Raw genomic sequence first — 23209 nt, 5'->3', positions numbered from 1 at the left:
AGATGAACGATTCAGATTCCACTCTCGGTGAGCAGTTCCAATTCGCAATGGGCGAGTTTGAGGCCTCGTTCCCCAAGAGCTATCACTACGCGAAAAATCACATGTGGGCGACGCCATCGCCGGACCAGTCCGCTGCCAGTGGCAGCGAGCAATGCGTCTGGCGGTTCGGGTTGTCAGCGTACGCGGTGCGTCTGCTGCAAGACGTCTACTTTCTGGATTGGATCGTGGAACCGGGAACGCCTTTGTCGGCCCGCAAAACGATCGGATCGATTGAGAGCAAGAAGGCGGAAAGCGATCTGTTCTCACCGATCGCAGGTGAGCTGATTGCGATCAACGACAACGCCTTGGACGAGCCTTCTGTCATCAACGCATCGCCCTACGTCGACGGATGGCTGATCGAAATTCGCGGCAACGCCTCGGAAGAAAACCTGTTGTCCTCTGACGCCTACGCCGAGCATCTCAATGAGGCTTGGGAAGTCGCTCAGCGAACCATCAAAGGCCAAGCCAATCACTGAGGAACCATTCGGAAACAACTTCGGGATTTCAAAAGATAGCGGAAGGGCGCGAGCCCTCCGGTGACACACCGGGCGGCTCGCGCCGCTCCGCTACAGCTTAATTCCGAACGGTTCCTGAGCTGGCCTGATCGGTCGCGCATCGCCCCCGTTCGATGGTCCGCAAGCATTCCAGCGGGCGGGGGGCCAAAGTTGCCTTCGGCGGTCACTTCACGGGACGGACCAAGACCTGCAACTTCTTGTTGTCGTACTGAGCCGCGTTGCTGGCGAAGGTCCAATCCGTGTGCTCACCCGAGTGATTGCCAATTCCGAGATCGGCGTCCCGTCCTCGCTTCCAATTGTTGAGTGCAAAGACGGTTTCGCGGGCGCCCACGTTGTGGACTTGCATGCAGCCGTAGCCATCCGCGGGCGGCCCGGGTTGGTCGCCAAAGTCGAAGGCCGTGCCAGATGCTCCGGGGACTTTCGCGTCATTGCTGGGGCTGTAATTGTTGGGCCAAAACTCAATCCGTCCAGTTGAGACACCGGTTCCGTTGGACACGCTGGCATCACTGCAATGGACATTCATCGACTCGACCGCTTGCTGGAAAGTCGCTTTCGATTCGACCGTGGGGATGGCCAGTTTCTCGATGTCGTCGGTGAACGCATCCATGCTGACGAAGACCGATTTGATGTTGCCGCTGGCATCTTCCAGAGAGACCAAGTAGGCGACGCGATCGAACTTGGAAATGTCAGCGTGGCGGTCAATGTCATACTGAATGGAAGCTCCCAGTTTGTTCAGGTCCAGTTCGTAGACCAATTCGTATTCGTCCGCACCGGGAATCGTCTGGGCAAACGAGGGGACTTTGCCAGCTCGAAAGGCGGACACGGGCAAACCGGTCGCACCGCGAAGGTTGGGCTCGGCGAGTTTGTCCCAGGCGAATCGCATGGCGACGGGATGCTGGACCTTGGGGGATGACAGAACGATCTCGTTCCCTTCGATCTTGGCCGTTGCTGTTTGGAATCCACCTGAATTTGGACCGATGATTTCAAACCAATTGGGCGATTGGTCGTCGCTGGTTTTCAAATCACCGCCGACGTTCTTGAAACGCAATCGAAGCTGGCTGCCCTCGGGTTGCATGGATTCCAGTTCCGGACTGTGTGCGACCAAGTCCGTCTTTCCATAGTCATGACGCAGCGCCAGGTCAGCCAAGCGTTTGCCGACGTCTTGCTTGTTGGGTGGGTGAATGTTGTCCAGTGTGGCGATGTCGTTGGTGACCACCATCGCGGTGTTGGGGATGGTTTGTGACGCCGTTTGAGCTTCCCAGAACTTGGCCAGGACCGGGCCTGCTTCATCACCATATTGATAGGGGGCGATCTGCACAAAGTAAAATGGAAAAGGGCCCTGGTTCCACTTCGCTCGCCAGCCTTCGATCAACGCTTGCATTTTTGCCTTGTACAGCATTCCATCGCCCCGATTGGCTTCGCCTTGGTACCAGATGGCACCTCGAATGGGCATTTGAATCAGTGGATGAATCATGCCGTTGTAGAGCGTTGTTGGCTGGCCGTGCGATGTGAACGGCGCCAATGAACTGGGGTATTCGGGGGCGGGTTCGAGGAACGAATCATTTGCCAACGCTTGCTCCGCTTTCGCGATCCACGCCTTGGTTGATTTCAAGTGGTTTTGCAACGCCGATTCATAGGCGTCGGTTCCCGGTGTTCGCTGAGTGACCGAGTCCGAGATGTCTTTCAGCTCTTTGATTCCTTGGAACCCGACTGGTGGGGTCCAAGGTTCAATGCGAGTGCCGCCCCAAGACGAATTGACCAATCCGATGGGGACGTTCAGTTCTTGATGCAGTCGTCGAGCCATGAAGTACCCGGCTGCGGTGAATTGGCCGGCGGTCTCGGGAGAGCAGACCTGCCACGGTGCCAGCACATCGTCCTGGGCGAATGGCGATGGAACGCGAGGCACTTTCATGTGCCGGATTTGCGGGAAGTTTGCCGCAGCGATTTCCTCGGCCGCGTTGACGCTGGATTGGACTCGCCATTCCATGTTGGACTGGCCCGAGCACAACCAGACTTCGCCGATCAAAATGTCTTGGAGCTCAATTTCGTTGTTGCCGGTCACCTTGATCTCAACCGGATCGGCACTCGCCGAGCGACTGGGAAGTTCGACCACCCAGTGCCCTTCTGCGTCGGCTTGCGTGCTGGCCTGGTCGTCACCGATCGTGACTTGGACCTTTTCCGAAGGTTCTGCCCAACCCCAAACACGGATCGGTTTTTCTTGTTGCAGGACCATGTGGTCGCTGAAGAAGCCGGGCAGTTTGACATCGCCGCGAACAAGACTTGGATGCAAGGCACCCACGGAACTGCAAAGGAACAGAGCCGCGAACAACACGCGGTGAAAGCGGAATCGAGGGTCAGACATGGTGCGTGACTTCGGTGGGAAGGAGAGGAAGGAAGGGATCGCGGATCAATGATCGGCGGGAAGGTCCGGTTGTTGCCACGCACTCATGCCGCCATCAACCAGCAGCGTTTGTCCGTGAACATGTTCTGCCACATCGCTGAGCAGAAAGATGGCGGCTCCCACACAGGCGTCCGCGGAGGGGATCGTGCCGTTGGGCGTGTGCAACTGCATCCAGGATTCGATCGAAGTGTCGTGATTGACGACGTCGGTCAGCTGCGTTCGAACTAATCCTGGAGCCATCGAGTTGACGCGAATCCGGTGGGGAGCCAGCGAAACGCAGAGGGAACGCACCATCGCAGCGACGGCACCTTTGGACGTGTCATAGGCGGTGTGATCGGGTTCGGCCAAGAAACCATTGATCGAACCGGTGAACAGGACTCGTCCGGCGACCTGATTCGCCACCCAGCGTTTCGCGAAGGCCTGGGTCAGGAAGTACCCTGCCCCGACGTTCAAGTTCATCGTGGTTTGATAGCGTTCCGCGGTCATCTCGAGAAAGGGTGTGTCGATGAAGGTGCCCGCGTTGTTGATGAGCGTGTCCACACCGGGCAGCACGTCATCGATTTGTTGCAGCAACCCGTCGACCCAAGATTCGGCGGGTGCCGATAGATCACACAGGATCAACTCCGCACGCTGACCGTTTTCACGGCAGGCGACCAAGGTGGCTTCCGCAGCGGGATCATGCTGGAGGCCGATCAAGACAACGTCCGCGCCCACGCTGGTCAGGCCGCGCGCGATCGCGCCGCCGACACCTTGGGTGCCGCCGGTGACAACAACACGTCGCCCATCCAATCGGAAACCCTGGGGATGAAACGCCTTGGGAGATGCCGGCGATGACTCACCGGAGGGAACTTGTGACGCGTTCAAAACGATGGTTCGGTCTTGGAGTAGTCGGCAAAATGCTGCGCCGATTTTTCTCGATCAAAGCCGTCGTCATGCAACACGATTCGGAAGTGAAGGTCGAGGTGCTCTCCCTCGGCGATCTTGACGCCCTCGTATTCGGGTTGGCCAAAGTGTTGGCGTCCGAATGGGTTGGCTGCGAACAATCCATACGTGCGAACGTGCCAGTAGCACTCCGGAAGTGGGTTCTCTGGATGATAAAACATCGTGATGCCAGCGGTGGGCCAGTCGGTTGGCTCGTCTGAATCGGCTTGCTGAATCGGGCCGCTGTAGTCGACCCACGACGATTTTTTGCCCCATGCCGTGCCGTCCTTCAGGCCTTCCGCGTTTTGTGCGGTTCCGCCCAGTTTCGAGTCGACCTTCATCGATCCTGCGACGCGAACTCCTAGCGTGCCTTCTTTGGTGTCACCGAGGACAACGTCGCCATCGGTGGCCTTCAGTCGGACGTCCAGGTCGATGACGGTGTCACCCTGTGATTCGGTGAATGTCCATCGACGCTGATCGCTCAAAACGCGTTTGCCGTCTTTGTCGTTCCAGTCGTTGGTCGTGTTCAGGGTGACGCCGTCTTCGCTTTCGTCTTTCGTGAGCGATGTTTGGACGATGTATCCGGTGTGGGGCGTGGGTTTGTCCAACCAGAAGTCGAACTCGTTGACGATCCCGTGGGTGAACCACAGCGAACGGTGGTGATGGTGGTCGTCCTTTTCGTACTGGCCCTTCTCCTCCATCGGGTAGTCGCGAGTCAGCGGCAATCCCGAGGGTGAATGCAACGGGTAAAGTCCTGGGGTACCGAGCAGACTGGAATGGTGACGGGCGATCAACTTTCCACCCCGATAAATCTCCACATCCAGTTGTTTCGAATCCTTCTCATCGGAAGCGACCGTTTTGGTTTCCCAGTTCGCTGTGGCTTCGGCAGCCTCAGGAGGTGCGGCCGTGGCCGATGAAGCCATCGAGCATGCTGCGATGGCAACGCAGGCATGCTGTGTGAGTTGGCGAAGGAACCGGCGAAAACGCAGAGGATTCATCAAGGTGGGTCCGTTTGGGTTCATAGTCAGTGGGGATGCGTTTGAACGAGAGGTCGCAATCGTTGTCCGAAGTGATCTCGACGCCAAGGGCATCGGGAGCCTCTTCGGTTTGTTGCGCAACCACTCGTTGCGGAGGTGGGACTGGGAGGGGGGAGTGAAAATCAGCGGGCGATCTGAGCGTTTGATTGGCCAGTTGCTCCTGAGTCGATGGACTATGATAGAGGGGGACGGAGCATGATGCCATCTTTTCTGAGTTCTGGTTTTTTCGGAGTCGACGCGATGTGTCACCGAGGCGGTTCGAAGCGTTTGATTGGGATGGTTTTGTTGCTGGTTTTCTTGGGGGGACCCAACCTGTTCGCGCAGCGAGCCAACCAGCGAAACGTCAAAAAGTCAAACGCGAAAACGAAGATTCGCCTTCCCGAAAGCGTCCGCACGAAGAAGCCAGTGGACATGGACGTCGCTCCCGTCCGCCAATCCAGTCGCCCAGAAATTCGCTACGCAGCGAACGAGCTGGATACCTTCATCGAACGAGAATTGTTGGCCGAGGGCATCACACCACAAGAACTGGCCAGCGACGAAGTCTTTCTGCGACGCGTTTACCTGGACGTCGCCGGACGCATTCCCACTCTGGAAGAAGCCAATCGGTTTTTGGAATCCAAGTCCAGCGATCGACGGGAAGAGCTGATCGACCAGTTGCTCTCCAGCCCCGACTACGTCAGTCATTCGTACAACTGGTGGGCGGACACATTGCGATTGGTCGATCGCCCTCAGCCAAACTTGGTCGCGGATCCCTACAACGGATACGTCAAGGAATCCATCGCCGAGAACAAACCCTACGACCAGTGGGTTTACGAGATGCTGACAGCGGACGGCAAAGTTTGGGACAACCCCGCGACCGGGTTTCAGCTTCGTGATGATGGGATGCCGCTGCCTTACATCGACAACACCGTGCGAGTTTTTCTGGGAACTCAAATCGGATGCGCTCAGTGCCACGACCATCCGTTTGATGAGTGGTCGCAGTATCAGTTCTACCAACTAGCAGCATTCACCGCGGGAACCAGCACTCGGATGCGAAAGGGCGATCCCGGATTCGAGAAAACCAATCCCGCGAACGCGCTCATCAACGAAGGCAAAAAACGCTACGACAAAGGACGCGTTCCCGGCGAGTTTCAACGCATCGCCCGAGCGAACACCTACATCGTCAGTGAGCGACCGCGACGTCTGCGATTGCCGCATGACTACGCCTATCGCGATGCCAAGCCGAAGGACTTTGTTGAGCCCAAGGTGCTCTGGGGGGAAATCCCAACTTCTGCGGCCAAGGCAACGCCGCGTGAGCAGTTCGCCGCGTGGATGACCAGTCCCGAAAATCCTCGGTTCAGTCAAACGATCGTGAACCGACTTTGGAAGCGTTTGATGGGCGTCGGCTTCGTCGATCCTGTGGATGACTTTCGGGACGAGAATCCATGTGTCAATGAAGCCGCGATGGAGCACCTGTGCAAAGAATTGATCCGACGTGGATTTGACCTGAAAGAACTGACTCGCATTGTCCTCTACAGCCAAACCTATCAGCGGCAAGCGGTCGATTTCGACATCACCGATGGTGAGCTCTACTACTTCCCCGGCCCCACCGTCCGGCGGATGACAGCGGAACAAGTCTGGGATTCGATTCTGACGCTAGCCGTGGACAACCCCTGGCCTTTCCAACGTCCCACCGCCGCAGAAATGAAGCCTGTGATGGACCTGGATTTTTCCAAGGTGGATTTTGCGGAGGTCCAGCGACGCTCCGCCAAGTTCAAGGAAACCTATTTCGCGGGCGTCTACAAACGCAATCTCAACCAGCACGCCTACCAACGCAACGTGTTGTGCCGGGCCAGTGAATTGCCTTCGCCACTGCCAGCGGATCATTTCTTGCGTCAATTTGGTCAAGGTGATCGAGAGGTCATCAATGGGGCCCAAGACGACGCCACCGTGCCGCAGATCCTGGCAATGTTCAATGGCCCGATCACCCATGTGATGTTGGAACCCGGTTCGGCTTTGGTCGACAGCGTCCTCGAAGTGAACAACGTCAAGAAACGAATCGATGCGATTTTCCTGAGCGTGTTGACTCGCAAACCATCGACAGAAGATCGCGTCCTCGCATCGCGTGAACTTTCCAGTCAGAACCAAACCGGTGTCGGCTACGGCAACATCATCTGGGCTCTGCTGAACACACGAGAGTTCTTGTTCATCCAGTGACCGACAGTGCCCTTGTTGGGTGCGTCGTCGATTGACATCGCATCCTCCCTTCTCATCTCACTCATCGCCCGCGTTGCGGTTCACCCCCACGAGACCGAATCATGGCCGGAATTGAATTCACCCTGGAAGATCGACGACGATTCATCAGCCGGTTGGCGAAACAAACACTCGGCGTGTCATTCGCTGGTGGAATGCTAGGCGGGCCGTGGTGGGATGAGTTGTCGCCCAGCAGCCGTGCTCATGCAGCGTCGGCCTCTGCCAAGAAAGCCAAGCACATCATCTATCTGTTCATGGATGGTGCGATGTCGCATTTGGACACGTTTGATCCCAAGGTTGGTGTCGAAGAAGCTGGCGAAACCAAGCCCATCGCGACTCGAGTGCCCGGCATCCAGTTCGGGGATCGTTTTCCAAAACTTTCGTACCTCGCGGGAGCCATCGCGACCGTTCGATCACTGTCCACCGAAACCGGCGCACACGAACAAGGTCGGTACCTGATGCGGACTGCCTACAAGCAAATCAACTCCATTCAGCATCCCGGCATGGGGGCCTGGATGGTGGACCGGCAAGGTCGTGAGAACAAAGAGTTGCCGGGCAATTTCTTGATCGGCAGTGGCAACCGGCATCCTGGTGCTGGTTTTTTGCCGCCGGCATTGTCGCCCGTTCCGATTGCCAATGCCAATTCGGGTTTGCAGAACATCAAGTTGCCGAAGTACTTGGATGAAAAACTGTTCTATCGCCGATTGGCGCTCGCCAATCGATTCGACAAGTCGTTTCAGTCGCAGCGGAAGAACAACGATGTCGAAGCCTACAACCAGCTCTACTTGGAAACTCGCAAGCTCATGGGAAGCGAGCATTTGAAAGTGTTCGACTTGAACGAAGAGGATGCCAAGATTCGTGACGCCTATGGTCGCAACTCGTTCGGCCAAGGTTGCTTGCTTGCACGCCGTTTAGTGGAATCGGGAGCCCGGTTTGTTGAAGTCAACTTCGGTGGCTGGGATATGCACCAAGACCTCTATTCGCGTCTGGACGAGAAGGCGACTCAGGTCGATGACGGGATGGGGTTCTTGCTCCGTGATTTGCACTCGAAGGGATTGCTCGACGAGACACTGGTGGTTTTGACAACCGAATTTGGCCGCAAGCCGAAGCTGAATGCGAACGCGGGCCGTGATCACCACCCGGGTGTGTTCTGCAGTTTGCTGGCGGGAGCCGGGATCAAGGGTGGGCAAGTCCTGGGGGCTTCGGATAAACACGGCAGCTATGTCGATGAGTATCCGGTCAGCGTTTCGTCGTTCAACAAGACCATCGCTGCGGCGGCAGGGTTGCCGCTGGACGAGGAGTTCTTCGCGCCCAACGGACGTCCCTTTAAGATCGGGGGCGACGACGATCCCATCCCCGAACTTCTTGCCTGATGTCAGCTTCCCTTGTCAGAATCAGCCCAATTGGTTTCGCATCGTCGTGCTGTTCTGGCGTTGGTCGTGGTCAACGTTTTGTGGGGATCCTCGTTCCCCTTCATCAAGGCGTTGAATCTGCTCGCTGACGAGCACTTTGGTGTGGATGAACACACGGCCTCGGGGGCGTTCCGTGCCGCGGCATCGGCATGGATGACCGGATTGCGATTCGCGTTGGCTTTTTTGATGTTCGCGGTCTGTTGCAGCGGGGTGCTTCGACGTGTTCGGTGGCCGCACTTTCTGGCCGGAATCGCAATCGGGTGTTTGTTCGTCGTCGGCATGGTCTTGCAAGTATCCGGACTGTCGACCATTCCCGCGTCTCGCAGTGGATTCTTGACCAGCCTCGCGGTGGTGTGGACGCCCATTCTTGCGACGCTCTTTGAACGACAACGGCCACGACCAATCGTGCTGCTTGCCGGGGGCGTGTCCCTGATCGGCGTGGCGATACTGACCGGGTTGCTCCAGTGGGCCGACGGCGGCCTGCGTTTCGCACCCGATGGACTGGGGCAGTGGAAAGCTGGTGACACGTTGACGCTGCTCGCCGTGTTGTTTTTCAGCGGCCAGATTGTCGCTGTCGATTGGTTTGGAAAACGGCTGGATTCGCTCGCGTTCACACCATCGATGTTCGGAACCACCGCCGTGTTGGCGTTGCTGTTCTTTGCCCTGATTCAACCCAGCATTCCAGAGGTTGCAGCAAGCGATTCAGGCAACTCTGGTTGGTACGCGTTGACGATCCAGCCCCGGTTCTATGGGCTGATCGTGTTGCTTTCGATCTTCCCGTCTTTGGTCGCATTTTCGCTGATGAATCGATTTCAACCCAGCGTGTCTCCGACGCAGGCATCGGTGCTCTACACCCTGGAACCACTGATGGCGTCCACCTGGGCCATGTTCATTCCCGGACTGCTTAGCGTTTGGTGTGCCGTTGAGTACGCAAACGAGAGGTTGACCTTCGAATTGATACTCGGCGGAACCATCCTGATCCTCGCCAACCTGCTGGCCCTCTGGCCAGCCAAGAACGCGCAAGCCGATTGCTGAAATGGCGACGCCAGTCGCGGGCGAGTTAGATCAAGAACGCGCGAAATGTGCGTCCGTCTTTCCCTTGCCAGTCCACATTTCACAACCCACCCACGAGTAGGCCGGATCAATCCGCTTCGGCGCCGCTCCAGCAAATGCCCGATGCCCACCGGCGGATGTTGCCACCCACTTGAGAGGCATCCTCGGCATTTCCAACCCTAAAAGGTGTCAGGTACCTTTTTGGGGGACTGGGGGATTTGCTTCGTTGATGGTGTCGTCGCGTGATGCGATTGAGGCAGCATTTTCCTGGGTGGAACCGCCTCCATTTCAGAGGCTGCGGGAGCGACAAATTACCTACTCTTCCAAAAAGGTACCTGACACCTTTTTTGGGCCGTGTCGGGAATTGGATAGGCATGTTGGCTGCGTGAATGAACGCACCGGCGGGGGCGAGTGTTCTTTCGCAGCCCCTTTGGATGTGTAATCTTGGTGCCCCGTCCTCGGGATAAAAGTCCTGGCGGTCACCGAACCGAACGCATCTTCTCTGCCGAAATACAACATGTCACACGAGTCAGCCGCTGCCCATGATTCAACCGAACCCAATCTCGATGCGACGAAGTTTGCCGAGGTGACATCGGGGGTCTATCGCCGCTTCGATCCGGAATCGGTTTGGATGGCATTGCGCTATGCGGTCGGGCAACAATTGTTCGATGAGAACCCGACGATCATGTTGATGTTCGTGCGAATTGCGGAAATCTATCCGGAGGCTCATGCACGATTGCAGGAAATGCGGTCCCAGGAATCCGGTCCGTTGCGTCAAGCGATTGACTTGATTGTCGATCCCCCCAACGAGCTTCGTGAAGCGAAGTACCTGCCCGATTCGATTCAGTCGCCCGGTGAGATGGATCTGTGTTGGGCAGAGTTTCTAGTGACCGGGAAAACGGAAGTCGTTGCAAAGATTGTTGCCGTGCTGGACCGAGACGACCGGACTCGTGAATTCCTCAATCAAACGCTCTCCAGCGATGCGGCTGATTTAAAATTGTCCGATGTGGAGCGTACTGAGCTTCAACAATTCGGAATTGGAATCGGGAAGTTGTCTGAAGATGCCCGTTGGGAGGTCATGACACCAGGTGATACCGATCTGTTTCTATGGCTGGCGATCAAAGACCAAAATGCAACCTGTTCGCGGATTTTGCAAGCGATGGACGAGCCACTGAAACTGCACTTGGCGAGCAAGGGAGCCGCGCTCTGGTCACTTCAGGCGAATGCGACGCAGCACGGAACGATTCGCTTGCTTTGTGAACAGGCAAGCAAGCAACCTGGTGGCTTCGGACGAAAACTCTTGGTTCCAGCCTGATCTTTCACCCACTGCGGCCGGCGAATGCAAGCGGCCAACCACAGTCCAAAAACAATGCCTTGATCTATCCGTCGCGTCGGATCGCCGGCTGACGCCACCCACCAAACCTCGGCTCGCGAGTGCCGCTGCGTAGGGTCCATTTGTCTTCTCAGTCGGGGCCGAGATAGAGAGCACTGCCATGCCGCGGCCTCAGCGACGTGAACAGTTTGATCCCAGCGAAGTTGGGATCGGGATCCTAAAAGGTGTCAGGTACCTTTTTGGGGGACTGGGGGATTTGCTTCGTTGATGGTGTCATCGCGTGATGCGATTGAGGCAGCGTTTTTCTTGCTGGAACCGCCTCCGAACCGTTTCCAGTTCAGAGGCTGCAGGAGCGGTAAATTACCTATTTATCCAAAAAGGTACCTGACACCTTTTTAGGATCCGATGAGGGTGGCGGGGAGTTCGAGGGTGTCGCCGAGGTCTTTTTGGAGGCTTTGGAGTTGCTCGAAGAGGTGTTTGACGACCGGTTGCATGGCGGGGTTGGTGGCCAGATCGGTTTGCTCGCCGGGATCGTTTTGCATGTCAAACAGTTGCACTGTTTTGGCTTTGGGGAACACGATCAGTTTGTGCTCGGGCGTGCGAATGCTGCGTTGCAGATTCAGGTAGGCGCCGTAGATGGCTGGGTACGGTGTCACCGCTCCGTCCATCAACGGGAGCACGCTGTGGAAGTCGACGTGTTCCGGTTTCTCAATTTTTGCCAGTTCCAGCGTCGTTGGCATCACGTCTTGCAGGTAGATCGGTTCTTCCATTCGACCGCCCGCTTTGACGCCGGGGCCTTTGACGAGGAACGGAACGCGGACGCTGTGGTCGTAGGGGTTCTGCTTTCCGAGAAGACCATGTTGGCCGACAGCGAGGCCGTGGTCGGCGGTGAAGAAGATCCATGTGTTGTCGGCTTTGCCGGAAGCCTCAACCGAATCGAGGATGCGGCCAATCATCGCGTCCATGTGCGTTAGCAACGCGTAGTACTCGCGACGGTGTACCCGAACGGCGTATTCGGTCCGTGGAAATGGCGCCAGACGCTCGTCCCGAAGGTTGCGGCCACATCCGATTTCTTCTGCGTAAGGGTGCAGCGGTTGGTAGTTCGCGGGGACCAAGATGTTTTCCGCAGGGTATTTGTCGAGGTATTCCTGCGGGGCTTGGCGAGGATCGTGAGTGGCATTGAAGGCCAGGTACATGAACGTGGGTTGGTCGTGCTGGGCCGCATCAGCGAAGAAGTCATCGCTGTGATTGGCGACGACTTCGCTCCAGTGCGTGCCGCCTTCCCAGAATCCGCCCCACTTCGGATCCGATGGCGACCACGGATCCGGTTGGCCTTCGATCGGGCGGTTGTAGCCTTCGGGGAAATCCTTGGGCATGCCGGCTCGGGTATCGCGAACGACGTCGAATGACTTTTCGGCGCTCGCGCGACAATGCCATTTGCCGGTCATGTAGGTGCGGTAACCGGCGGCCTTCATCATCTCGCCCCACCAGCGACCTGCTTGGCGTTCCTTTTCGGATTGGTTGTAGATTTCCTGCGCCTGCCAAACAAAGCGTCCCGAGTTCAGCATCGTGCGGCTGGCCAAGCAAACGGCACCGCTCCAGGAGCCCATGTTGTAGGCGTGATCGAACGAGGTGCCTTCGCGAGCGAGGCGGTCGAGGTTAGGGGTCTCGACCTCTTCGTTGCCAAGTTCCGCGATGGAATCGAAGCACAGGTCATCAGCGAAGATGAAGATGATGTTGGGGCGTTCGTCCGCGAAGGTTTTCGAGGAGGTGCCGTTGAGAAAAAGCGTGCCCAGAAAAAGGCACGCTGCGATCACTGAGCGATTCATGAGCGACAAAAGCTAGGTGGGAAGCGGGTGGGGAAGGTTCCCAGTCTAGCTCAATGATTTTGTCTCGGGTGGGCTCGATGGAGCTCAGCTGGCACCCAATTCGACATCGATTTTGGCGTCGCGTGCTGCATCTCGCAATTTGCTCAACGCCCGAGCTTCCAGTTGACGCACGCGTTCTTTGGTCACGCCCATTTCTTCGCCGACTTCTTTCAGGGTCAATGGCTCCACACCACGCTGCAAGCCGAAACGAGCAGAGATGATCTTTTGTTCACGTTCGTCCAGGCGGTCCAGGATACGAGCCAGCTCGCGCTGACGCTGGAGCTGAACGGTTTCTTCCAGGTACGGATCCAGACGTTCGTCTTGGTGTGCAACGAACATTTCTTCTGGAGTCGCACGGAAGCGATCACGATGTTTGAATTCGTTCGGGATGGTTCGAGCGAAGTTCTTCATGATCGCCCAGGAGGCGTAGGTGCTGAACTTATTGCCTCGCGAGTAATCGAATTTTTCCACGGCACGGATCAAGGACATGTTGCCGTCGCTGATCAATGAGAAGAAGTCTTCGGCCGATGCGACATGGCGCTTCGCGATGGAAACGACCAAACGCAAGTTCGATTGCACGATCTTGTTCTTCACCTTGACCGCTTCTTCGTACAACGATTGGATTTGATCCATCACAGCGGTGTCCATTCGGTCCGCTTCGATCAGTGATTGACGCAGTTTGTTGGCACGGTGCTTGAGGTAATTCATTTTGCGGAAGAGGTGCCCCTCTTGCTCCCGGTTCAACAACGGGACGTCGTAGAGGGCCGCCAAGTAGCTTGGCAATTCCGAGGGAGCCCGCACTTTGCGAGCGGATTCGGAAACGGGCATCTCGCCCAGGTACTCGGCTTCTCGCGAGGTGTCTTCGAAGTCTTCGTTGTAGATGTACTCCAGAGGCATCTCCAGCAGATGCTGCATCCGAACTTCGTTCAGGATCCGCTGGATGCTGGTGCGAGTGCGTTTGAAGCGTTTGCACAATTGAGGGATCGTCGCACCATGCAATTGCAGTTGGTGGATCACTCGTTTGTCTTCTTCGCTGAGTGTCTCGCGGTGATGAGGGAAGATCGCAAGTTGTCGATTCTTGGCGTCGAAGTTTTTCAGCGTGTAGCGAACCGTTTCGGGCGAACGGTGCATGATCGATGCGATTTGCTGAATGACTTCGGCAAACGTGGCTCCGCCTTCGACCAATTGCCGAGCGCGTTCGACCATCTCGGTCTTCTCATTGTCGCTCAATTGGCTGAAACGTTCGCCGCGACGGACTTTGTCTCGGTTGTTGGCAATGAAGCGATCGACGCTGCTGTTCAGGAAGCCGACTCGTTTGCGTTTGCCGAACAGGAATTTGCGGCTGACCAAGCCGGCGTCACGCCAGCGGCTGATGGTCTTGGTGGAAACGTGGAAATTGCGACTGAGATCGGCGACGGTGTGCACGTGCTCACCGGCTTCGTCCGCACTGATGTCGGCTGAATCGGAAAGGTCTTCGATCAGCAAACGCAGGTCGTGCACCAAGTCGGCCGACGCGATCGTTTGACGCAGCGACGATTCGGGGCGGTAGTTGGTGATCCGGAAGGTGACGTAGTCCATTGAGTAATCACGATCGGGCTGAATTTCCGACAGCAATTTCTCGGCCAGCAAGGACTGTTCGACCTTCTTGGCTCGAGGGCTGAATCGAGACAGTTGATCGCGAAGTTCTTTGACAGCAATGTTTCGGTAAGACGCATGCATGATCTTGGTTTCCCAATGCCAGATTGTCCGTGCCGTTGTCCTTGCGACCCCGGCGGGTCGTCAGCACGTCAATCCAATTTGCCCGGGGGTCGCCTTATCCGTAAGACGATCGGTTTGATCGGGCAGGGAGACTTCGTTTTCAACGCCGCCCAAACGGGCTGCTCAAAAACCATCCTATTTCTCACTGCCGTCTCGTCCAGCGCGACTCCGTGCCACGCCAGTTGAAGGTATCCGAGCATCAGATCACTGAAATTCGGCTGACTTCTTGGGCTGTCCTGATTAGAGCGTGTGAGCTCACCGAGAGTTCGCTGAGATCACCGTTGATAGCGAAAAAGACGAGTTTTTCGTCTTCGATACCTCACCAAGTTCCCCTCGTTGACCCAGTGTCAAAAAGGAAGCGAACCTGCTGAAGTGCGCGGCTACCCTGCCCTGATCAGGACGAGGGACCACTAGTGAAAGTTTCAGGCCAAACGGTCCGCTCCAAGTCAAAAAAACGATTTGACTTTGCAAGTGTCCCGCAAATCGCTTGGTTTTCTCGTGCACAAAATTTTTGAGGCTACGAGCAAGTGTCCTTGTCACTGTCAAAAAAGTGCAAAGTTTACAATCAGTTTGAAACTTTGGCGGTCTCAGATTGAGAAAGGCGGCAAGAAGTGCGAGATCCGGTCAACCGCGAGAACCGGTCGAGCCGATTGAACGGATTGAGGCCGCCCATGCGAAGCGGTCGCGAGATTTTCGACTCTGCCGCCAATCCGCTGAATTGATCATGACGAATTCGACTTCTAGCTGTGTTTCTTCGAATTCTCCTTCCGCGACTCGTCGTGCGTTCCTGGCTCGCTTGCTGGCGATGGGCGGCGTGGCGGGGACGTGGGGCGCGAGTTCGATTGCTGTTGCCGCGGGGCCTGCGGAGGCCAGCGATGTGATCCTTCGCCCTCGCTTGGATCTGGGGCTGTATCGCGTTCGAATGGAAATGGACGTCAAGGGGAATGTCAATTTGACCAAGGACCCGTTGCTGGCTCGTGGCAATGACTCGAGCGCGAAGCAGCAGTTGCCGATCACCGCGAAAATCGCCTTGGATTACGAGGAGCGTTTGTTGCGGCCGCGAAACGCGGACATGGAATCGCCGATCATCGCGGCGGAGCGTCATTACCACACGGCGGAGGGTGTCAGCCGGTTGAGCCGCTTGGACCAAACCTCGCAATTGCGAGACAATTTGGGCTCGATTGTGGCTCGCCGTGACACATTGCCTGAAGCGATTTATTCGACCAGCGACTACCTGAACCATGACGAGCTGGATCTTCTCCGGACGCCCATTGCGAGCGTCGCGCTCGACCATCTTTTGCCGACCCAAACGTTGACGGTGGGCGAGAAAGTGGCGCTCGATTCGAACGATTTGGCTTCCGCGTTCAACCTCAGTGGTGTGGCGGCGAGCGACGTTGAAATCAGTTTGGTTTCCAATGATGCCAGCAACGCGAAATTGCAGTTTCAGGGCAAGCTGGATGGATTTGTCAGTGGGGTGCCAACGCAACTGCGGGTGCTCGGCAAACTGACCTTCCAGCATTCGGTGAGAACGGTCACTTGGGCCGCGGTCGCGATTCACGAGACTCGCGAAATCGGGATGGCGGAACCAGGGTTCGATGTCACAGCGACGATTCGGATGATCCGCAAGCCGCTGGAAACTCCTCAGGCATTGCCACGCACAGCGGTTGCCGTCGATTTCGATTCACCGCCGCCATCGGAGCGGATGCTGATGGCGATTGACTGCGAGAAAATTGGTGTTTCGGCGCTGCTGGACCGCCGGTGGCGGATCATGCAGGATGGTGCCGGGCAGGCCATTCTGCGGATGATCGAGAACGAACAGAGCATCGCCCAGTGCAACCTGAGGTCCTTGCCAAGTCTCTCGGAAGGCAAGCAGTTGACGCTGGAAGCATTCGAAGCGGATGTGCAACGAACGCTGGGCAAGCAGCTCGATCAGTTGATGCGATCCGAGGAGCAGTTGGCTGATTCGGGATTGCGAGTGTTGCATGTCACGGCCACGGGCGAAGTCGAGGGCATTCCGATTCAGTGGATCATGATGCACTTCAGCGATGATACCGGACGCCGCGTCCAAGCGACCCTGACGATGGATGGTGAAAGCGTGACTCGGTTGGACGGCTCGGATGTCCAATTGGCCGCTTCGCTGCAGTGGTCAGGACCTGGGGTCACCGGTGGCGAAGAAATCGACGTCGACTCGGCAGAAAAATCCGGCTTGGACGGCACGGAAACAGCTTCCTCGGCCGGTCAGCAATTAAGATTGGAGGCAGCTGACGTGGTCGACCCGAGCAAAACTGGCCCGGAACACGTCATCTCAGCCAGTGATCTTCCCACGACCAAGCGTTAACGACGGCTTTTCATGTTCACTTTCGCCACACGATCTCGATCTTTGGACGACCTTTCGGCAGGCTTGCCGCAAAGGCGGGGCTGGACCGGCGTGCTGGCGCAATGGACGCAAAAACCGGTCATTGCGGTTGTTTTGTGCGTATCTGCGGGCACTTTTTCGGTGACCGCCAACGCTCAGAACGCGGACCCGTCGGTTCAGGTTCAAACGGAATTCGCGCCGGGCGTGGTGACGGAGATCCCGCCCGCCCCGGATCCGAAGGAAACGTTTGACGGGCCACTGACGCTGAAGTCGATCATGGAGAGCCACCCTGAAATCGCGTGGCAGAGCGACAAGCACCCCAATGGCGAGCCACATTTCGACCCTCGTTCACGCACGCTCGAGGAAATGGCGAAGCAAGTGATTTTGCGTCGCGAAATTTTCTGCTTTGAGTTTTCGTTCAAACCGCTGCGTCAGATGTACTTGGACGTGCCACGTCCGGACGGCCGACTGCAGCGAAAGTTGGTGCACTACATGGTGTATCGCGTTCGATATCGCGGCGGTGATTTACGTCCCGCTGTCGACGACCCCGACACTCCGATTTACCAACGGATCGAATCGGTCAGCTACAGTTCCCGGCGATTCTTCCCGATGTTGGTGTTGAAGGATCACGAGAGTGACCGGAAGTATGTCGATCAGATCTTGCCTGCAGCCATGGATCGCATTGCGATTCGCGAGCAAATCACTGCACCACTGCACAATTCGGTGGACATCAGCACTGTCAAAATCCCACGCACGTCGGACAAGAATGCTCCCGGCACTTGGGGGGTCGCGACTTGGGTGGATGTGGAACCTGGATTGGATTTCTTCTCAATCGACGTGTTCGGTTTGACGAATGCATTTGAACAGGACGGTGAAGGCGACGACGCACCGTACCGCCGGAAAGCGTTGACATTGAACTTCTATCGCCCTGGCGATGGAATGGATCAAACGGAAGACCGGGTTCGCTTTGGCGTGCCTGCGTATTCGGATCCAGAAGAGCAAAAATACATGCTCGACCAATATGGGCTAGAACGACGACTTGATTACACGTGGACGTTCCGCTAATCTCTCGCCCTCTCAAATAATCTACAAACACTCCTCACTGATCAAAACGCAGAACTTCGATGGCACACAAAAAGGGTCAGGGCAGCAGCCGCAACGGTCGTGACAGCAACGCGCAACGTCGTGGTGTCAAGAAATTCGGCGGTGAAGCCGTTATCGCCGGTAACATCTTGGTTCGTCAGGTTGGAACGAAGTTCCACCCAGGTGCGGGTGTCGGCATGGGCAACGACTACACCTTGTTCGCATTGGTCGACGGCAAAGTCCGTTTTGACCGCGAAGGTCGTCGCGTCAACATTGACGTTGCCTGAATAAACCACGGCTGAATCTTCTTCCTTGAGCACGTTTGATGTTGCGGGCCTGAATCCGCCACAAGCCGAAGCGGTGCAGACTTTGTCTGGCCCGCTCCTGGTGCTCGCCGGTGCTGGCACGGGCAAGACCCGTGTGGTGACGTTTCGCATTGCGAATCTGATCAAGCACGGCGTTTCGCCTGATCGCATCTTGGCGGTCACGTTCACCAACAAAGCGGCTGGTGAAATGCAGGATCGTGTGGCCGATCTGCTGGGATATAAAAAGCAGAAGCGGAAACGCGGCCAAAAAGGGCCGCCCAAGCCCACCATCAGCACGTTTCATGCTCAGTGCGTGAAAATCCTTCGCGAGCATGCACCCGCGCTCGGCTTTCCCGCGACCTTTGCGATTTATGACCGCAGTGATCAAGAGTCACTGGCGCGAGCGATTCTGCGTGAGTTGCGGTTGCCGAACACGGCTCTGAAACCCAATGACATGCTCTCGATCATCAGTGGTTGGAAGAGCGCGTCGGTGTTTCCGGAGGAAGCGATGAGCATCGCCAGCACCGACAAGGAGCATTTCGCTGCGTCCGGCTACCGGCGTTACCAGAATGGGCTGCGTGCTCGCGGGGCCATGGACTTTGATGACTTGCTGCTGCAAACCGAGATGCTGTTCAGTGAGCACGCAGAGATTCGTGATCGTGAAGCGAGCAAGTACGACCATGTGTTGGTCGATGAGTACCAGGACACCAACGGGAGCCAGTACCGGATCACCAAGTTCCTGACCGAGGCTCACCGGAACCTGTGCGTCGTCGGCGACGATGATCAGTCGATTTACGCTTGGAGAGGTGCGGACGTGTCGCACATTCTCAGTTTCAGCAAGGATTGGCCGGACGCGAAAGTGGTTTGGCTGGAGGACAATTATCGCAGCACGGGAGCCATTTTGGAGATGGCCAACACGCTGATTGACTTCAACACGGTGCGTCACGACAAGGTGCTCAAGCCCTATCGGCCGTCCGGCAAACGCCCTCGGATCGTGCAGCACAAAGACGAGCAAGCGGAGGCAGAGACCGTCGTTCGTGAGATCAAGCACTTGATCGACAACGAGCACATTCAGCCCAAAGACATCTCGATTTTGTTTCGAACGAACGAGCAGCCTCGTCTGTTTGAGACCGAACTGCGGAAGCACGATGTGCCCTACGTGATGCTGGGCAGTCAGTCGTTCTTTGATCGTCGCGAAGTTCGTGACATCGTGTCTTATTTGAAGTGGATCAATCAGCCGGACGATGAGATTTCGTTGCTGCGAGTGATCAACACGCCCGCGCGTGGACTGAGCAACAAGTCCGTGAGGATGTTGATCGACCGCGCGGTTGCCAAGGGGATTCCGGTTTGGCAGGTGATGAATGATCCTGAGTCGGTTGCCGATTTGACTCCGGCGGCACTGCGCGGGATCGACCAACTGAAGCAGTTGCTGGGAGACGTTCAGCAGCGGCTTTCCAACGAGACCATGCGAGAAGGTTTGGAGACTTTGTTGCAGCGGACAGCGTACGCGGATGAGATCGCGCGTCTGTACGACCAGCCTGATGAGCGTGAGTCTCGGATGGCATCGATTGGTGAAGTTGCCAACGCGGTTGCCGCTTACGAAGACAAAAACGAAGAGCCTGATCTATCGGGGTTCTTGTCCGACATCGCGCTCGCCGGTCGCGAGATGGGCAGCGAAAAAGACAAGCTGGCGATGAAGAACGCGGTGTGGTTGTTGACCATGCACGCGGCCAAAGGGCTGGAGTTCCCGGTCGTCTACATGGTCGGCATGGAAGATGGGATTCTGCCACACAGTCGCACGTTGAAGGGCGGGATGGACGAGGACATCGCCGAGGAGCGGCGGTTGTGTTACGTCGGCATCACTCGTGCCCAAGATCAGCTGACGATGTCGCTGGCATTGACGCGTCGTAAGTGGGGCAAGCCACGTCCGACCAAGCCGAGCATGTTCCTGTACGAGATCACCGGCCAAGCCGACAATCCGAACAAGTATCGGAAGCGAAAGCAGGGAGCGCCACGACCGTAGGGTGTGGCGTTCAAGGTAGGAAAGCCAGGGAGTGCCGACAGGTGTTCGGGGCGCGTTCCCAGCTTTTGTCGCTCCGCGACTGGTCGTCGGTATCGGGGCGTTTGAGAAACCGCGGAGCGGTGACAGTTGTTAGCCTCGGGTTTTCAACCCGAGGTCTTGGGCAACACCACCTGGCTCGGCAAGCAGCGGAGCGGCGGCAGGTGACGAGGGATGCGATGGGGCGGATTGAAAAAGTGAAATTGTAAATTGTAAATTTCAAAATCTGGGCCGTGGAGGCGATGGCGGGGCGCGCACCGGGGGATCGTTCGGCGGGGAGCTTCGCCCCGGATGGGGCCGTCTTTCTTAGCTCGGGGCGGAAGCCCCGAGACCGATGGCGGAACACAGACGGTCGCCCCGGACGGGGCCGGCGTCGAGCATGCCGCGCGGGTCTCGCTGACGCGTCGGGTTACCATTTCGGCGGGCTCGGGAGCCTATCGTACGGGATACGAACCGGGGGGCGTTCGGTGACGAGGCGGCAAGCAACTGTCGTCGCTCCGCGACTTGGGAGTTGTGTGTCGTCGGCGTGTGACCTTGGGTTGGAAACCCAAGGCTTTCGGCTGTCGTCGCTCCGCGACTGGTTGTCGGTATCGGGGCGTTTGAAGAACCGCGGAGCGGTGACAGTTGTTAGCCTCGGGTTTTCAACCCGAGGTCTTGGGCAACACCACCTGGCTCGGCAAGCCGCGGAGCGGCGACAGGTGGCGAGGGATGCGATGGGGGCGGATTGAAAAAGTGAAATTGTAAATTGTAAATTTCAAAATCTGGGCCGTGGAGGCGATGGCGGGGCGCGCACCGGGGGATCGTTCGGCGGGGAGCTTCGCCCCGGATGGGGCCGTCTTTCTTAGCTCGGGGCGGAAGCCCCGAGACCGATGGCGGAACACAGACGGTCGCCCCGGACGGGGCCGGCGTCGGGCATGCCACGCGGGTCTCGCTGACGCGTCGGGTTACCATTTCGGCGGGCTTGGGAGCCATCGTACGGGATGCGAACCGGGGGGCATTCGGGAATGAGGCGGCAAACAACTGTCGTCGCTCCGCGACTTGGGAGTTGTGTTGAGACGTGGGTGACCTTGGGTTGGAAACCCAAGGCTATCGGCTGTCGTCGCTCCGCGACTGGAGATTGTGCCCTTTTTGTGGTGCCGCATTTTGTTGAGTTTTTGCCGCAAGCACCTCTCCCGATACTTCGTTTAGAGAGAGCTTGTTGCTGGCGGTCAACCAAACGCGTCCCCCGGAAGACGGTACCGCGTCGGGAGGGTGAAGCAGGTCGGTAGGGCTTCTCCGCCGACGGCGTTCAGTCTTGGAAGGGCTGCCAGGGTTGCTGGCCATCTTTGGGCTGCAGGAATTTTGCGTCCACCTCTTTGTACCAGCGATGAAGTTGGTCTCGCATCGCGTTCACTCTTTGAGGGTGTTGTTCAGCGAGATCGTTCAGTTCGCCGATGTCGTCCTTCAGGTTGTAGAGGTGGACTCGTCCGTCTTCGTAGCGTTCAATCAGTTTCCAATCGCCTTCGCGAATGGCTCCGCCGGGGAAGCTGCCTTGGTTGCTGTAGTGAGGGTAGTGCCAGTAGAGAGCTTGCCGGTCCAGGGATTCAGCGCCGCGAAGGAGCGGTTTGAGTGAGACACCATCGAGTTGTTGTTGCTGAGGGGCGGTTTGCCCGCAGAGGTCCAGGATCGTGGGATAGAAGTCGATGCTGCAAACAGGTTCATTGCTGGTCGTTCCTGGCTTCGTGATTCCTGGGGCGCGAATCATGAACGCCTCACGGATCCCGCCTTCGTAGACCCAGCCCTTGCCGCCTCGGAGGGGAAGGTTGGAGGTTGGCCAGCCTTCGGATGTGCTCAGTCCACCGTTGTCGGAGGTCAGGATCACGATGGTTTCTTCGGTGAGGCCGAGGTCGTCGATCTGCTGGAGGACGCGGCCGACGGCTTGATCCATCGCTTCCACCATGGCGGCGTACGTGGCGTGGCTTTGGAGTTGTCGGACGGGGCGTCCCTTCCACTCGGGTTTGCCCCACAGCTTTTCTTCTTCGCCAAAGGCCTCTTGCTCGGTCAGCCCGAGGCGTTCGGCCTTGGCTTTGTATTTCTTGACCAGTTCGGGTGGTGCCATCAGCGGCGTGTGGACGCTGTAAAACGACAGGTAGGTGAGAAACGGTTCGTCTTGGTGTTGTTCGATGAACTTGGAAGCTTCTTTGGCGAGCCGATCGGGAAGGTGTTCCCCGGTCGTGTTGTCTTCCAAGCGAGGGTTCTCAAACGGCGAGAAGTATCGCTTGCCGCTGTAGGGGCCGCCTGCGTTGTGGCCGCCTTGGTTGACGTCAAACCCTTGGTGTTCTGGCCAGTATTCCTCGGACGGGCCAAGGTGCCATTTGCCAGCGAAGAAGGTGGCGTAGCCGTTCGACTTCAGGGACTCGGCCAAGGTGACTTCTTCCAAGGGCATCCGGTTGTTCAGCGGCGCGGGATGAAACTTGCCTGGACGGGTGCCGGTGAAGAAGTTGGTCGCGTCAACGCGAGACGGGTACTTGCCCGCGAGGATGCTGTACCGGGTCGGACTGCAGACCGGGTTGGCCGCGTAGCCATCGGTGAATCGCATTCCCGATTGCGACAGTCGGTCGATGTTGGGCGTTTCGTAAAAGGTGTCGGGGTTGTTGGCGCCGATGTCCATGTAGCCGAGGTCGTCGACCAAAAAGAAGACAACGTTGGGCGGCGATTTTTCTTCGGCATTGGCGAGTCGCGGCATTGTCGCGACGAGCAGCGACAGCGCGGCGATGGAAAGGAGGGATCGGGTCAACATGTCGCAGGATTCCAGTTGAGAGTCAGAAGGGGTGTGCCGCCCAGCGTCGCTTCGTTTG

15 protein-coding genes are annotated in these 23209 nt (G+C 57.3%); 9 read left to right on the top strand and 6 right to left on the bottom strand.

The features are described 5' to 3' along the window. Positions 1–2: 2 nt before the first annotated feature. Entirely contained in the window at positions 3–515 is a 513-nt protein-coding gene (locus UH5x_RS10660; protein WP_482635648.1) for a glycine cleavage system protein H, read from the top strand. A 202-nt stretch (positions 516–717) separates the two neighbouring features. Here UH5x_RS10660 and UH5x_RS10655 read toward each other — a convergent pair whose 3' ends face one another. The 3 genes from UH5x_RS10655 to UH5x_RS10645 are packed head-to-tail and all read right to left on the bottom strand — an operon-like array spanning position 718 to position 4874. Beyond that, positions 718–2916, bottom strand: a complete 2199-nt coding sequence (locus tag UH5x_RS10655) for a sialate O-acetylesterase (RefSeq protein ID WP_482635647.1) — start codon at positions 2914–2916, stop codon at positions 718–720. A 45-nt stretch (positions 2917–2961) separates the two neighbouring features. Then, positions 2962–3819, bottom strand: coding sequence for an SDR family NAD(P)-dependent oxidoreductase (locus UH5x_RS10650; RefSeq protein WP_047816785.1), 858 nt, complete (start codon positions 3817–3819; stop codon positions 2962–2964). Further along, entirely contained in the window at positions 3816–4874 is a 1059-nt protein-coding gene (locus UH5x_RS10645) for a DUF6807 domain-containing protein (RefSeq protein WP_236696622.1), read from the bottom strand. The genes UH5x_RS10650 and UH5x_RS10645 overlap by 4 nt, the downstream gene beginning before the upstream one ends. A 237-nt stretch (positions 4875–5111) precedes the next feature. Here UH5x_RS10645 and UH5x_RS10640 point away from each other — a divergent pair, with 237 nt between their 5' ends. From UH5x_RS10640 to UH5x_RS10625, 4 genes are all read left to right on the top strand, one after another. Continuing rightward, a complete protein-coding gene (locus UH5x_RS10640; RefSeq protein ID WP_482635959.1) occupies positions 5112–7109 on the top strand; it encodes a DUF1549 and DUF1553 domain-containing protein in 1998 nt (665 codons plus the stop codon). A 101-nt stretch (positions 7110–7210) separates the two neighbouring features. Beyond that, positions 7211–8518 carry a DUF1501 domain-containing protein gene (locus tag UH5x_RS10635; RefSeq protein ID WP_482635646.1) on the top strand — a complete coding sequence of 436 codons (1308 nt, stop codon included), beginning with the start codon at positions 7211–7213 and terminating at the stop codon, positions 8516–8518. 12 nt (positions 8519–8530) lie between these two features. Continuing rightward, the gene (locus UH5x_RS10630; RefSeq protein WP_482635645.1) at positions 8531–9592 is read left to right on the top strand and encodes a DMT family transporter; all 1062 of its coding nucleotides are present in this window, start codon (positions 8531–8533) and stop codon (positions 9590–9592) included. A 535-nt stretch (positions 9593–10127) separates the two neighbouring features. Beyond that, positions 10128–10925, top strand: coding sequence for a hypothetical protein (locus UH5x_RS10625; protein WP_482635644.1), 798 nt, complete (start codon positions 10128–10130; stop codon positions 10923–10925). A gap of 413 nt (positions 10926–11338) precedes the next feature. Here UH5x_RS10625 and UH5x_RS10620 read toward each other — a convergent pair whose 3' ends face one another. Both UH5x_RS10620 and UH5x_RS10615 read right to left on the bottom strand, forming a co-directional pair. Next, positions 11339–12772: a sulfatase family protein gene (locus tag UH5x_RS10620; protein ID WP_482635643.1), complete on the bottom strand. Its 1434-nt coding sequence runs from the start codon at positions 12770–12772 to the stop codon at positions 11339–11341. Positions 12773–12856: 84 nt separating this feature from the next. Further along, positions 12857–14530, bottom strand: a complete 1674-nt coding sequence (locus tag UH5x_RS10615; RefSeq protein ID WP_047816790.1) for a sigma-70 family RNA polymerase sigma factor — start codon at positions 14528–14530, stop codon at positions 12857–12859. 763 nt (positions 14531–15293) lie between these two features. Between UH5x_RS10615 and UH5x_RS10610 the strand changes: the two genes are divergently transcribed. From UH5x_RS10610 to UH5x_RS10595, 4 genes are read left to right on the top strand one after another with little or no spacing between them, the layout of a single operon-like run. Then, positions 15294–16907, top strand: coding sequence for a hypothetical protein (locus UH5x_RS10610; protein WP_482635642.1), 1614 nt, complete (start codon positions 15294–15296; stop codon positions 16905–16907). A 12-nt stretch (positions 16908–16919) separates the two neighbouring features. Further along, positions 16920–17990 carry a hypothetical protein gene (locus UH5x_RS10605; RefSeq protein WP_047816792.1) on the top strand — a complete coding sequence of 357 codons (1071 nt, stop codon included), beginning with the start codon at positions 16920–16922 and terminating at the stop codon, positions 17988–17990. A 59-nt stretch (positions 17991–18049) separates the two neighbouring features. Further along, positions 18050–18295 carry a 50S ribosomal protein L27 gene (gene rpmA / locus UH5x_RS10600; protein ID WP_007327901.1) on the top strand — a complete coding sequence of 82 codons (246 nt, stop codon included), beginning with the start codon at positions 18050–18052 and terminating at the stop codon, positions 18293–18295. Positions 18296–18320: 25 nt separating this feature from the next. Continuing rightward, complete coding sequence (locus UH5x_RS10595) at positions 18321–20336, top strand: ATP-dependent helicase (RefSeq protein ID WP_482635641.1); 2016 nt, start codon at positions 18321–18323, stop codon at positions 20334–20336. Between the two features lie 1324 nt (positions 20337–21660). Here UH5x_RS10595 and UH5x_RS10590 read toward each other — a convergent pair. After that, positions 21661–23151, bottom strand: a complete 1491-nt coding sequence (locus tag UH5x_RS10590) for a sulfatase (protein WP_482635640.1) — start codon at positions 23149–23151, stop codon at positions 21661–21663. Positions 23152–23209: the final 58 nt, after the last annotated feature.

The sequence above is a fragment of the Rhodopirellula sp. UH5 genome, from assembly GCF_056839225.1.
This window is presented reverse-complemented; position numbering and strand designations above follow the sequence as displayed.

Bases quoted from the DNA above. Each gene is read 5' to 3' on its own strand.
- UH5x_RS10645 (WP_236696622.1), bottom strand. From the start codon at position 4,874: ATGAATCCTCTGCGTTTTCGCCGGTTCCTTCGCCAACTCACACAGCAT.
- UH5x_RS10620 (WP_482635643.1), bottom strand. From the start codon at position 12,772: ATGAATCGCTCAGTGATCGCAGCGTGCCTTTTTCTGGGCACGCTTTTT.
- UH5x_RS10615 (WP_047816790.1), bottom strand. From the start codon at position 14,530: ATGCATGCGTCTTACCGAAACATTGCTGTCAAAGAACTTCGCGATCAA.
- UH5x_RS10655 (WP_482635647.1), bottom strand. From the start codon at position 2,916: ATGTCTGACCCTCGATTCCGCTTTCACCGCGTGTTGTTCGCGGCTCTG.
- UH5x_RS10640 (WP_482635959.1), top strand. From the start codon at position 5,112: ATGCCATCTTTTCTGAGTTCTGGTTTTTTCGGAGTCGACGCGATGTGT.
- UH5x_RS10590 (WP_482635640.1), bottom strand. From the start codon at position 23,151: ATGTTGACCCGATCCCTCCTTTCCATCGCCGCGCTGTCGCTGCTCGTC.
- UH5x_RS10635 (WP_482635646.1), top strand. From the start codon at position 7,211: ATGGCCGGAATTGAATTCACCCTGGAAGATCGACGACGATTCATCAGC.
- UH5x_RS10625 (WP_482635644.1), top strand. From the start codon at position 10,128: ATGTCACACGAGTCAGCCGCTGCCCATGATTCAACCGAACCCAATCTC.
- UH5x_RS10660 (WP_482635648.1), top strand. From the start codon at position 3: ATGAACGATTCAGATTCCACTCTCGGTGAGCAGTTCCAATTCGCAATG.
- UH5x_RS10610 (WP_482635642.1), top strand. From the start codon at position 15,294: ATGACGAATTCGACTTCTAGCTGTGTTTCTTCGAATTCTCCTTCCGCG.
- rpmA (WP_007327901.1), top strand. From the start codon at position 18,050: ATGGCACACAAAAAGGGTCAGGGCAGCAGCCGCAACGGTCGTGACAGC.
- UH5x_RS10605 (WP_047816792.1), top strand. From the start codon at position 16,920: ATGTTCACTTTCGCCACACGATCTCGATCTTTGGACGACCTTTCGGCA.